Origin of the sequence: Sporosarcina cascadiensis, from assembly GCF_009650995.1 — a bacterium.
Classification (GTDB): Bacteria; Bacillota; Bacilli; order Bacillales_A; family Planococcaceae; genus Sporosarcina; species Sporosarcina cascadiensis.
Map to the genome: position 1 here is coordinate 138,308 of NZ_WHVV01000002.1, position 11,800 is coordinate 150,107.

An 11,800-nucleotide genomic window follows, 5' to 3' on the forward strand; every position below is an offset into this window, starting at 1 on the left:
TGTCAGTATGGTATGGTTTCCCATAGATTAAACGGTGGATGGCAAAAAGTTTGGACTCGGTAACATTGAAAGTACCGGCGGAAGAAGTGTATAATAAGTGAATCTATCTACATAAGGCGGTGATCGAATGGAAGCACCAAACCAGCAGCAAGCGGTGCAGGTCCGGCTCCGTTCAGTGATTCAGCATCCCGGACAACCGGCGGAAGCGCATGAAATACAGGCAAAAGGGCAGGTCGTCGAAAAAAAGGGACAGGCTTATCTGTTGTTTGAGGAACTGAACGAAGGAATGCCGCCGGTTCGCACAACGGTGAAACTGCACGCAGAAGATGCCTTCATCATGCGCAAAGGCGGCGTTCAGATGAGGCTGCCTTTCCGTCCGGACGATGCGCGTTTCGGCACATACGGAAACGGCCCGGCAGTCATGGATTTGCTGGTCGACACAAAGGAGCTTCATTGGACACCGGGACGGTTTTCAGTGGCTTATGATTTGCATGCAGAAGGAAATTTATTGGGGAAACATCAATTGACTATAACCTATTCGGAGGTACCAAAATGAATGCAGTGGAACAGATTCAGTCAGAAATAAAAGCGGCTTTGCAGCAGGCTGTTGAAAAAACAGGTCTATTGGAACCAGCGGATATTCCGGAAATCAAACTGGAATCGCCGAAAAATAAAGAGAACGGTGACTATGCAGCGAACATCGCAATGCAGCTGACGAAACTTGCGAAGAAACCGCCGCGTGCAATTGCGGAAGCGATTTTGGCACATTTAGATACAACAGACACAGCGATCGAATCAATCGAAATTGCGGGTCCCGGCTTTTTGAATATCCGTGTGAAGGCAGACAGCTTAGCGGACGTCGTGAAATTTATTCTCGACCAAGGCAGCGAATACGGGCATTCCGAAAGTGGACAGCATCAGAAAGTGCAGGTGGAATTCGTTTCCGCCAATCCGACAGGCGACTTGCACCTCGGGCATGCGCGGGGCGCTTCTTTAGGTGATTCATTATGCAATATTCTTGGCCTCGCGGGTTACGATGTATCGCGTGAATACTATATTAACGATGCGGGAAATCAAATTAATAATCTGGCTAAGTCAATTGAAGTCCGTTATTTCGAAGCGCTCGGTTTGGAGAAGGAAATGCCGGAGGACAGCTACCAGGGGGCAGACATCATTGGGATCGCGAAGGAACTTGCCAATGAATATGGCGACCGTTATACAAAAGTCTCGGAAGAAGAGCGTTTGGCATTTTTCCGCGAACACGGTCTGCAGATCGAACTCGACAAGCTGAAGAAAGATTTGGCGGACTTCCGTGTTCATTTTGACAACTGGTTCTCTGAAACTTCGTTATACCACAACGGCAAAATCGAAGTCGCGCTTGATAAACTGCGTGAAAATGGTCATGTCTATGAAGAAGAAGGGGCCACATGGTTCCGTTCTACTACGTTTGGCGACGATAAAGACCGTGTGCTGATCAAACAGGACGGATCGTTCACCTATTTAACGCCGGACATCGCCTATCATGAGGATAAGCTACGCCGCGGTTTCGATAAGCTCATCAACATATGGGGCGCTGATCACCACGGCTATATTCCGCGCATGAAAGCAGCAATCCAGGCGCTCGGCTATGATCGGGACACGCTGGAAGTTGAAGTTACGCAAATGGTGCAATTGTACAAAGACGGCGAAAAGTTCAAGATGAGCAAACGCACAGGAAAAGCTGTCACACTGCGCGAATTAGTGGAAGAAGTCGGCTTGGATGCGGTGCGTTATTTCTTCGCCATGCGTTCAGGCGATGCACAAATGGACTTCGATCTGGACCTTGCTGTTTCCAAGTCCAATGAAAATCCAGTCTATTATGCACAGTATGCACATGCCCGCATCTGCTCCATTCTGCGCCAGGCAAAAGAGCAGAATATGCAGCCGTCAACAGAAAACGTGACACTGCTGCATGACGAAAAAGAACTGGAACTATTGAAGAAACTCGGCGACTTCCCGAAATTGGTCAGTGACGCAGCCCGTCTGCGTGCACCGCACCGGGTGACGACCTATATCCAGGAACTCGCTGCCGCATTCCATAGTTTCTATAACGCCAATAAAGTACTGGACCCGGAAAACAAAGATCTTTCCGAAGCACGTCTGGCACTCATCACCGCCACAAGCACGACGATCGCAAACGCACTGAAACTAGTCGGCGTCGAAGCACCAGAACGGATGTAAGATATCTAAAAGCTGCCCGCTGAGTCATGTTATATGACTGACCGGGCAGCTTTTGCTGTTTATTTGTCTGGCCGTGATCATAGCGCTCTCCCAAGTTATGCAAGTACAAACAGTGGATGCCACTCAATGAGCGGGAAGAATGTGTTTTTGATCATGCGTAGGCCTGGCATGATCATGCATACTGGTCGATTGATCACTAGCCGGAGGAGTATGAGCGCCGGCGGGGGCATTATGGTCTTCTGTGGGAGTCCTATGATCATTCTGCGCGAATGAAAGCCCGAATGGTGCGGTTGAAGTCTGTATTGGCGCGTTGCAAAGCTGTATTGGTGCGGGAAAGTTCTGTATTCGCGCGTTGCAGCACTGTTTTGGTGCGCTCCAACATCGTTTTCGTGCGATTGCTATTTTCATTCAGCGCTGGGTGAAACAGTTATAGAGCCGCCGTATGTGATAATGGAGACAACTCAAGCACGCAACGCCCGCTCTGTACATTCAGTCGAATTGTAGTATAATAAAGCAGATTACGAATTACATACATTCCAAAAGGTTCTCTCAGTCAAACAGAGATGAAATGGGAAATCGGTTCAAAGCCGATGCGGTCCCGCCACTGTAAGTGCCAAGCGCACAAGCCAGATACCTGCCTTTTAGGATTCAGTTCCGCACAGCCTACGAGGATAGGTAAAGTGGAAGAAGTCTATAATGGTCTTCATCCGCTTAATCCTCCGCATCTACGGAGGGTTTTTTGTCTTTGTAAGCAGCATGTGTAATCACCCACAATCACCAGAGGAGGAAATAGTTAATGAAGAAAGTTTGGCAGTTATTACTCACAGCGATGCTCGCCGTTTTGCTGCTCGCAGCATGCGGAAACGATAAAAAAGAAGAAACACCGGCTGATTCCGGTCAGGCTACGGAAGACGCAAGCTCTGATCAGAAACAAGCGGAAGATACAGACGGAACTAACTACCCGTATACAATCAATGATGCAGCAGGAGAAGATATTACATTCGAAAGCGCTCCTGAGAAAGTCATTTCACTGATCCCGAGCAACACGGAAATTTTATTCGGCGTTGATGCAGGCGATAAAGTGATTGCGGTAACGGAAAATGATGATTATCCGGAAGAAGCAACAAAATTGGATACAGTCGGTGATTATAATGTGAACGTCGAAAAGGTGATTTCTCTGAAGCCTGACGCTGTGTTTGCACATGAAATGATGATGGGATCAAGCGAAGAAGGGCTGAACCAAATTCGCGAAGCCGGCATTCCAGTGATTGTCGTACCGACTGCAGAGACTTTTGATGAAACGTATGAATCAATCAAAGTGATCGGCGAAATTATGGATAAAAATAAAGAAGCCGATCAAATCGTGGAAGACATGAAAGCGAAAGTGGAAGAAATCAAAACGAAGGCAGCGGATATTACGGAAAAGAAACGCGTCTTCGCGGAAACATCCGATGCGCCTGAAATCTATGCGCCTGGTAAAAATACTTTCCCACAACAATTCTTAGAAATGATCAATGCGGAAAACGTAGTGACCGAAGATGGCTGGGTGATGATGAGTCCGGAAACGATCGTCGATGAAAATCCCGATGTTATCCTAGTCATGTACAGCTACGTGCCGGATATTATTGAAAGCGTGAAAAAGCGTGACGGATTCGATACAGTCATGGCAGTAAAAGAAGATCAAGTAGTACAAGTAGATGAAAATATCACAAGCCGGACAGGTCCTCGTTTAGCGGACGGATTAGAAGCTTTTGCAAAAGCTGTTTATCCAGAGGTTTTTGGTGAATAAAACAGCCCTCGCCTATGCCGTGTCGATTGCCACCTTCCTGGTGGCAATCTGGCTTGGTGTATCGATCGGTGCAGTGAATATACCTATAGAGACGCTATGGAATCATACGGACGCAACTGCGAGCAATATCCTGTGGAAAATACGCATGCCGCGTGTGCTGCTGGCAGGAATTGTCGGTGCGTCACTTGCCATATCGGGAGCAGCCTTCCAAGGGCTCCTGAAAAATCCGTTAGCAGATCCATATACCCTCGGAGTGTCATCCGGTGCCTCTGTAGGCGCTGTGATCACACTCTTTTTTGGTATTTCGCTGCCGTTCCTGGGCTCCTTCACACTTCCGGTATTCAGCATGGCCGGTGCGGCGATTACAATGTTTTTGGTCATCGGTTTTGCCCGTTTGGTCGACAGGTCCATGAAGATGGAGACGATCATATTAACAGGAATTATTTTCGGTTCGTTTCTCGGCTCCGTCCTGTCGCTGATGATTGCGCTGACACAGGAAGAGCTGCGGCAGATTGTCGGCTGGCTGCTTGGCAGCGTATCGATGCGCGGTTGGAAGTATATTACAATGGTGCTGCCGTTTTTCATTGGCGGTTCGTTCATTCTCTGGCTCAATCGCCGGGAGCTCAATGCGATGCTGTTCGGTGAAGAGCGGGCACATCATTTGGGCGTCAATGTAAAACGCCGCAAGCTGCTTATTTTACTTGGCGGGTCGGTGCTGACAGGTTCGGCGGTCGCTGTTTCGGGGACGATCGGCTTTGTCGGGTTAGTGGTGCCGCATATGACACGGCTGTTATGGGGATCGGATCACCGACATGTCCTGCCGCTGTCGTTATTTAATGGTGCAACTTTGTTAATTATTTGCGATTTGGTGGCACGGACTATTATTTCGCCGGCGGAACTGCCTGTAGGTGTCATTACGGCATTCATCGGGGCTCCGGTTTTTGCTTATATCTTTTATAAACAGCGCAGAAAAGGAGCGATGTGACATGCTGCAAGTACATGAGTTATCAGGGGGATACGGCAAGGAACCGATTGTGAAGCAGGTATCATTTCATGTGGAAAAAGGAGAAATTCTTGGCATACTCGGACCGAACGGCAGCGGGAAATCAACGCTGCTGAAGATTATCTCAGGCATCCTGCCGAAACAGCACGGCACGGTGAAGATCGATGGCCAGGATTCCGCTACCTACACACAGAAGCAGTTCGCACGCAAAGTGGCTGTCCTGCCGCAATTGCACGCGCACGCGTTTTCCCATTCCGTTAAAGATACGGTCGGGCTCGGACGCTACCCGCATCAGTCGGGTATTTTTTCAAGTTGGTCTGAACAGGACGAGGGGGCAGTTCAGGACGCAATGAATTATACGGGCATCACACGCTATGCGGATACGCCGATTGAATTGCTGTCTGGAGGCGAGCAGCAGCGGGTCTTTGTTGCGCAGGCACTCGCGCAGGAAGCACCAATTTTATTGCTGGACGAGCCAACGAATCACCTGGATATCGCGCATCAGCAGCAATTGCTCGATACGATCCGCAATCAAGCACATCAAAAAGGCATTACTGTTGTCTCGGTGTTCCACGATATTAATCTGGCAGCACTTTATTGTGATCGGTTGCTATTGTTGAAGAAGGGGGAAGTGGCGGCTATCGGTACACCGCAAGAGGTGGTGCTGGAGCAGGAAATACATGCAGTTTATCAGGCGCGCGTCAAAACACAGGCTCACCCTGAAATGCCAAAACCTCAGATGACACTTCTCCCGGATCTGCAAGGTGAGATCCAGCCATTCCGAGTAATGAAAGAAGAGCTGGAGATTCGCGGAGATCATGTTTTCCTGCAGACAAAGCAGCCGCTGAAGACGATTTCATCTGCCGTGCATAATGCAGGAATCGGCTGGTATCGGACATTTGTCAATCGAAGCGTGCGTGCGGATTACGATATTGATGACGTGCAGCGTGAGAACACGGATTATTTACGGGCACACGGCTATCATCTGACTGATACAGTGGCGATGATGACGGCGGTTGGTTCGGAACATGTGGAAATAGAAGAGTTTCAAGGAGAATTCGGCTCCATTGTCATCGCTGTTACTGCAGGTGTCGGCAATGCCGTAGATGTATCGAAATCTTGGCAGCGTGAGGATATTCCCTATATTGGCACCATTAATACATGGGTATTCATCAACGGGCAGCTATCGGAAGAAGCATTTGTCCAAGCGATGATTACTGCAACGGAAGCGAAAACGAAAGCCTTGCAGGATGAACAAGTCGAAGACCCCGAATCCGGCACGATTGCGACAGGGACCTCAACGGACAGCCTGTTGATCGCGTCAACCCAGCAAGGCGCTTCGCTGCCGTATGCAGGGCCAATCACACAGCTCGGGAAACTGATCGGGCAAGGTGTCTACGAATGTACGGTGCGCGCAATTCATGCATACCGGAAAGCGAAAGGTGAATCCGAATGATGCCTGCTCACTTAATTGCCATCACGATCGGTATGGTGCTCGACCGGCTCATCGGAGACCCGCCAAACTGGCCGCATCCCGTCAAGTGGATCGGCACATCAATTGCCAATTTAACGAAGCTGTTGAATAAAGGAAGGCTTCGTACAATGAAAGGCGCACTGCTGTGGCTGATTATTGTCGGTGTGACATTTGCACTCGTACTTTGGCTCGTCAGTTTTGCTTATCGGCTGCATATATTTGCCGGGATTACGGTGGAAGCACTGTTGATCGCGGCTGGTTTAGCGCAGAAAAGCCTCCAGGACGCAGCGCTTGCCGTGTATGAACCACTGGAGGCGGGTGATTTGCCGCAAGCGCGGGAGAAACTCAGCTGGATCGTCGGCAGGGATACGGATAAATTGAACAGTGCGGAGATTTCTCGCGGAACGATTGAAACAGTGTCAGAAAATACATCGGACGGCATCACGGCACCGCTGTTCTGGGCGTTTCTTCTCGGAGCGCCGGGTCTGTGGCTGTATAAAGCGGTCAACACACTGGATTCCATGGTCGGCTATAAAGATGAACGCTATGAACAATTCGGCAAAGTATCCGCGCGCATGGATGACCTGCTGAATGTGATACCATCGCGAATTACTGGATTGCTGCTCATTTTATTCAGCCTGAATGAAGGCGGGCATCCATTGGGCAAGCGTCTCAGCGGCTGGCTTCGTGATGCGAAACGCCATCCGAGTCCGAACAGCGGTTACTTGGAAGCGGCAACCGCCTGGCAGCTGAATATCGAGCTTGGCGGCAAAAATACATATCGCGGCAAAGTTTCAGAACGTGCGAAGATGGGTCCTCCTCAGCCTGCCTCATTACGCATTGCCGCGTCACACATTCGCTCGTCCATCAGACAAATGCATATCGCATCCTGGACGTTCTGGCTGTTATTTACTGTGATTGGAGTGTTGATGTATGCAATTGCCTGAACATGGCGCAAATAGTGCGAGACTCTATCATTCAATCGGCTTGCCCGTTCCTGAAAAAGTACTCGACTTCAGTGAAAACTGCAATCCGGCCGGGCTGCCACCGTCTGTAGAAGCTGCTTGGCCTGATTTGATAACGAAACTAATAAGTTATCCAGATCCGGACGGTGAACCGTTTAAATCGGCAGCTGCAGCCTACCATGGCATCGATCCGCAGCAGGTGCTCGCAGGCAACGGAGCCGCTGAGCTATTGTCACTTCTTGCAAGACGCTATCGGGAAAAACGGGTCTTACTGATCGACCCTACGTTTTCGGAATACCGCGCGACACTAGCGGCCAATGAAGCAGAAGTGGTTTGCATTCAGGCAGAAGAAGCAGAAGCTTTCCGGCTGCCTGTCAAAAAAATTCTGGAGGCTTTGCCAAATGCGGACGCAGTCTATCTATGCACGCCGAATAATCCAACGGGTCTGCTACCGACACCTGCAGAATTGCTGACTGTTATTGAAGCAGCAAAATACTGCGGGGCAGAAGTAGTTCTTGATGAAGCATTCATTGATTTTGCAGATGAAGAAAAATCATTCATTGCTCATATACAGCAGCATGCGCATGTCATCGTTGTCCGTTCCATGACGAAAATGTACACCATCCCTGGAATCCGTCTCGGCTATCTGGTGGCAGAACCAGCTATTATTGCTTCGATCAAACAGCAGGCTCCTCATTGGCATGTCAACGGGCTGGCGGCTGAAATTGGTGTGCTTTGTTTAAAAGAAGAAGCGTACCGTGAGCAAGCCGTTCGCCATGCAGAAAAGGAACGCCGGAAAATGAGTGATTTCTTGCGCCTGCACGGCTGCCAAGTAGTCGACTCCCAGGCAAATTATCTGATATTTAAACCAGCGCAGGAATCCGGAAAGCTCTATCGTTATTTATTAGGAAGAGGTTACGTTTTGCGTCATTCTGAGAACTTTCGGGGAATGGACGGCAGATGGCTGCGTGTTGGTATGAAAACGGCAGCGATGATGGAGCAACTGCGGGAGGAGATGGACGCATGGTTCGCGCAACAGTGACATTCATCAGCGGAGGCGCGCGCAGCGGTAAAAGTGCGTACGCTGAAAACCTGCTCGTCTCACAGCAAGGCAGGCTCGTTTATATTGCGTCCGGCGTGGCGTTTGATGCAGAAATGCAAAGGCGGATCGCGAAGCACCGGCAGGATCGAAAAGATGCGCAGTGGCTGACGATCGAGCAGCCGACCAATCTTCATCTTGCACTCCCACAATTGCAGGAAGGCGATCTCATACTCTGGGACTGCATGACGACTTGGCTTGCGAATGAAATGTATGAAGGAATCGAAGACGGTAATCCATGCTGGCGGCGCTCCGGATGTCTTGCGCAGAAGCAGCAACAGCTGATGAACACTCTGCTGGAGATAAGTGAAATCGCTGCCCAGCTCGTTATCGTATCGAATGAAGTACTCGACGAATGGCCGCATTATGAAGAAGAAACAGAAGTGTACCGCAGGGCAATTGGTGTGCAGCATCAGCAACTCGTTCAATTCAGCCATAACGCAATCGAAATGGACCACGGTCTGCCGATCGTCTGGAAAGGCGAGGCCCCGATATGAATGGATGCCGATTCAAACTATTTTGGCGTAAAGGAGCGAGAAGATGAATAGCATTTTACTGGCGCTCCAATTTTTCACCTCGCTGCCTGTTAAAAAAGAATTGCCGCTCGGGAAAAAAGAAGTATCGGGCATGTATATGGCGCTGCCGCTTATCGGCGGAGGGATTGGCTTGCTGCTGGCAGGAACAGCATACATCGTCAGTGATCTGAACAGTTTTCTCGCCGCGATGCTCATTCTGCTGGCGGGGCTGATTGCGACAGGCGGTCTGCATGCAGATGGATTCGCAGATCTCGGCGATGCCTTTTTCTCTTATCAGGATCGTGAAAAACGACTGACCATCATGGAAGATCCGCGGCTCGGTGCATTTGGTACACTGTCCTTACTTCTATTGCTCGGTTTGAAAATCGGCCTGTTTATCGAAATCATCGCTCTGGCGCACGGCTGGGCTATACTCATAGCGGTGCCGATTCTTTCGCGTTCAGCAATGATCTTGTATTTCACCACAACAGAAACAGCCAAGCAAAGCGGCCTGGCACACTTTTTTAAGCAGCATTTCCTGCTAGGCAGGATGCAGCTAGCCGCAGTCTTTATCAGTCTGATCATCATAATCGCACTTGTTGTTCTTTATCATTCATTCGCCATAGTGTTTGTCTTGCCCATAACAATCGTGCTCGCAGTTTGGCTGTACCGGCGCTGGACCATCAAGCATTTCGGCGGTGTTACGGGCGATCTATGCGGTGCATTTATTGAAGGAATGGAGGTGTTGTTATGGCTCGTTCTTATCGTCTGTTTATCGTCCGCCATCTAAAAACAACTGCCAATGAAAAACGACAGTACTGCGGCTGGACAGATTGCGATTTACTAGCTACACAAGGAGACGCTATTGAATTTCCAATCGAAGTAGAACAAGTATACGGCAGCGACCTGAAAAGAACCCGGCAGACGGCAGCAATTTATTTTCCGCAGGCGGTGTTTACGGAAGATCCGCGCTTGCGGGAATGTCATTTCGGCGATTTTGAAGAGAAAACATATGAACAATTGAAGGATGACCCGGACTACCGGCAATGGCTGGATGATCCCTGGCAGAAAGCGCCGCGCAACGGAGAGACACTGGAACAAGTGAAATCACGGGTACTCGCTGCTGTTCATGAATTGCCGAATGAAATGGTAGTGGTGACGCACAGTGGCGTAATCCGTTTATTGCTCGATTTGTTTTCGAAAGACCAAAAGCCCTTCTGGGAATGGAATGTACAGAATGGTTCGGCCTGGCAATTCGAATGGGCGGATGAACAGCAATGGAAAGAAGGGAAGCCATGCACATCTATATCGGAGGAGCCTATAACGGCAAAACGGAGTACGTAAAGCGCTGGATTGGAGATCAGCCGGCGTTTTTCTGTACAATGGAAACAGCAGCATCCGCAAAGCCCGGCGAACGTCTCATCATTTCGGATGTGCATGAATGGCTGAAGAATGCACAGTTGACGGAAGAGCAGGCGAATGAAGCAGTGCAAGCCGTCAGCAAGTCGGACACGGTATTCATTTTGACAGAAATCGGCCGCGGCGTGGTGCCGCTCGAAGCGGAACAGCGTGAACTGCGTGATCGCTGCGGCAGAGTCTATCAGCAATTATGCAAAGAAGCGTCAGACGTCACACGGATCTGGTACGGCATACCTCAAATAATTAAAAGGAGTGAAGACAAATGAAGATTTATACGAAAACAGGAGACAAAGGAACGACTAGTTTAATTGGAGGGCGTGTAGCAAAAGATGACTTGCGCGTGGAGGCATACGGCACGATCGATGAACTGAATTCCTTCGTCGGCAAAGCAATGACGGAGCTGGATAAGGATACGTTCGGGGATATTCTGACGGATTTGGAAACGATTCAGAATGAACTGTTCGACGGCGGCGGTGATCTGGCGAATGTGATGAAGGAGCGCCATTATAAACTCGATGAAGAACCGATTACGGTACTTGAGGAGCGAATTGACAAACTGATGGAAGAAGCGCCTGAACTGGAGCGGTTCATCCTGCCGGGCGGCTCGCCGGCCGCTGCTACTTTGCATATCGCACGCACGATCACACGTCGCGCAGAACGAGTGACAGTAACATTAATGAACGCAGCGGACGATGTGTCCCCGGTTGTCCAGCGCTACCTGAATCGGCTGTCTGATTACCTCTTCGTAGCTGCCCGCATCGTCAATGCACGCCTCGGCATCAAGGATAATGAGTATGTCCGCAGTGCGAAGGTGTTCCGTACTGGTGAGAAGAAGGATAAGTAAGCAGTAAAAAACAGGAGCTTTGCGGCTTCTGTTTTTTTGTTTGAATAAAGTCATGGGGTGAATGCCAGCAGATGCTTAGTGTGCAGATTGGGATTTGCTGTGCAGTGCATGCTAATCAAGTAGGATTTTCAGTGCATAAGAAGGTGGGGAGAGACCGTTTCCCTGCGTTCCAGGCGGACGCTTTCGGGAGGGCCCTCGGTGAGCCAACTGGTCGCTTCGCTCCCTCTAGTTGTCTCATCCTATCGGGCTGATCTATAATTTTTATGTGAGTATGCAGTATGAGCATGCTATTTGAGATTATTACGATAGGTGCAGTGTTTCACGCGATACTTATTATTCTGCAAAGGCTGTTCTTGAGATCGATACAATTGCGTTGTCGAGCAACCAAACTACACCAACTAAACTCGTATTCTGCCAAAAAGCAGCATGACATACATTCTCCAACAATAGCGAAGGCGCAACTGCGGGGTCG

General features: G+C 49.6%; 12 protein-coding genes and 1 riboswitch. All 12 genes read left to right on the forward strand.

Going from position 1 to position 11,800, the window contains the following annotated elements:
- The first annotated feature begins 127 nt into the window (after window positions 1-127).
- Window positions 128-556 (forward strand): DUF1934 domain-containing protein, encoded by a 429-nt coding sequence (locus tag GDZ68_RS03000; protein WP_153720807.1) that lies wholly within the window; start codon window positions 128-130, stop codon window positions 554-556.
- Window positions 553-2,220, forward strand: a complete 1,668-nt coding sequence (argS, locus tag GDZ68_RS03005; RefSeq protein WP_153720808.1) for an arginine--tRNA ligase — start codon at window positions 553-555, stop codon at window positions 2,218-2,220. Before GDZ68_RS03000 ends, argS begins: the two co-directional genes overlap by 4 nt.
- Before the next feature lie 524 nt (window positions 2,221-2,744).
- Window positions 2,745-2,876, forward strand: a riboswitch (cobalamin riboswitch).
- Window positions 2,877-3,016: 140 nt separating this feature from the next.
- Window positions 3,017-4,009, forward strand: coding sequence for an ABC transporter substrate-binding protein (locus GDZ68_RS03010; RefSeq protein ID WP_153720809.1), 993 nt, complete (start codon window positions 3,017-3,019; stop codon window positions 4,007-4,009).
- Complete coding sequence (locus GDZ68_RS03015; protein WP_153720810.1) at window positions 4,002-4,994, forward strand: FecCD family ABC transporter permease; 993 nt, start codon at window positions 4,002-4,004, stop codon at window positions 4,992-4,994. The genes GDZ68_RS03010 and GDZ68_RS03015 overlap by 8 nt, the downstream gene beginning before the upstream one ends.
- A 1-nt stretch (window position 4,995) precedes the next feature.
- Complete coding sequence (locus tag GDZ68_RS03020; protein WP_153720811.1) at window positions 4,996-6,468, forward strand: adenosylcobinamide amidohydrolase; 1,473 nt, start codon at window positions 4,996-4,998, stop codon at window positions 6,466-6,468.
- Window positions 6,468-7,433, forward strand: a complete 966-nt coding sequence (gene cbiB / locus GDZ68_RS03025) for an adenosylcobinamide-phosphate synthase CbiB (protein ID WP_153720963.1) — start codon at window positions 6,468-6,470, stop codon at window positions 7,431-7,433. Before GDZ68_RS03020 ends, cbiB begins: the two co-directional genes overlap by 1 nt.
- The gene (gene cobD / locus GDZ68_RS03030) at window positions 7,420-8,493 is read left to right on the forward strand and encodes a threonine-phosphate decarboxylase CobD (RefSeq protein WP_153720812.1); all 1,074 of its coding nucleotides are present in this window, start codon (window positions 7,420-7,422) and stop codon (window positions 8,491-8,493) included. The genes cbiB and cobD overlap by 14 nt, the downstream gene beginning before the upstream one ends.
- On the forward strand, window positions 8,475-9,047 hold the full coding sequence (locus tag GDZ68_RS03035) for a bifunctional adenosylcobinamide kinase/adenosylcobinamide-phosphate guanylyltransferase (RefSeq protein ID WP_153720813.1): 573 nt from the start codon (window positions 8,475-8,477) through the stop codon (window positions 9,045-9,047). The genes cobD and GDZ68_RS03035 overlap by 19 nt, the downstream gene beginning before the upstream one ends.
- A gap of 43 nt (window positions 9,048-9,090) precedes the next feature.
- Complete coding sequence (cobS, locus tag GDZ68_RS03040) at window positions 9,091-9,855, forward strand: adenosylcobinamide-GDP ribazoletransferase (protein ID WP_153720814.1); 765 nt, start codon at window positions 9,091-9,093, stop codon at window positions 9,853-9,855.
- Window positions 9,816-10,409, forward strand: a complete 594-nt coding sequence (locus GDZ68_RS03045) for a histidine phosphatase family protein (RefSeq protein ID WP_153720815.1) — start codon at window positions 9,816-9,818, stop codon at window positions 10,407-10,409. The genes cobS and GDZ68_RS03045 overlap by 40 nt, the downstream gene beginning before the upstream one ends.
- Window positions 10,361-10,750: a bifunctional adenosylcobinamide kinase/adenosylcobinamide-phosphate guanylyltransferase gene (locus GDZ68_RS03050; RefSeq protein WP_228550985.1), complete on the forward strand. Its 390-nt coding sequence runs from the start codon at window positions 10,361-10,363 to the stop codon at window positions 10,748-10,750. Before GDZ68_RS03045 ends, GDZ68_RS03050 begins: the two co-directional genes overlap by 49 nt.
- Entirely contained in the window at window positions 10,747-11,328 is a 582-nt protein-coding gene (locus GDZ68_RS03055; protein ID WP_153720816.1) for a cob(I)yrinic acid a,c-diamide adenosyltransferase, read from the forward strand. The genes GDZ68_RS03050 and GDZ68_RS03055 overlap by 4 nt, the downstream gene beginning before the upstream one ends.
- The last annotated feature ends 472 nt before the right edge of the window (window positions 11,329-11,800 follow it).

Excerpts from the sequence above, each read along its gene's own strand:
- GDZ68_RS03000 (WP_153720807.1), top strand. The coding sequence starts at position 128 with ATGGAAGCACCAAACCAGCAGCAAGCGGTGCAGGTCCGGCTCCGTTCA.
- argS (WP_153720808.1), top strand. The coding sequence starts at position 553 with ATGAATGCAGTGGAACAGATTCAGTCAGAAATAAAAGCGGCTTTGCAG.
- GDZ68_RS03010 (WP_153720809.1), top strand. The coding sequence starts at position 3,017 with ATGAAGAAAGTTTGGCAGTTATTACTCACAGCGATGCTCGCCGTTTTG.
- GDZ68_RS03020 (WP_153720811.1), top strand. The coding sequence starts at position 4,996 with ATGCTGCAAGTACATGAGTTATCAGGGGGATACGGCAAGGAACCGATT.
- cbiB (WP_153720963.1), top strand. The coding sequence starts at position 6,468 with ATGCCTGCTCACTTAATTGCCATCACGATCGGTATGGTGCTCGACCGG.
- cobD (WP_153720812.1), top strand. The coding sequence starts at position 7,420 with ATGCAATTGCCTGAACATGGCGCAAATAGTGCGAGACTCTATCATTCA.
- GDZ68_RS03035 (WP_153720813.1), top strand. The coding sequence starts at position 8,475 with ATGGTTCGCGCAACAGTGACATTCATCAGCGGAGGCGCGCGCAGCGGT.
- cobS (WP_153720814.1), top strand. The coding sequence starts at position 9,091 with ATGAATAGCATTTTACTGGCGCTCCAATTTTTCACCTCGCTGCCTGTT.
- GDZ68_RS03045 (WP_153720815.1), top strand. The coding sequence starts at position 9,816 with ATGGCTCGTTCTTATCGTCTGTTTATCGTCCGCCATCTAAAAACAACT.
- GDZ68_RS03050 (WP_228550985.1), top strand. The coding sequence starts at position 10,361 with ATGCACATCTATATCGGAGGAGCCTATAACGGCAAAACGGAGTACGTA.
- GDZ68_RS03055 (WP_153720816.1), top strand. The coding sequence starts at position 10,747 with ATGAAGATTTATACGAAAACAGGAGACAAAGGAACGACTAGTTTAATT.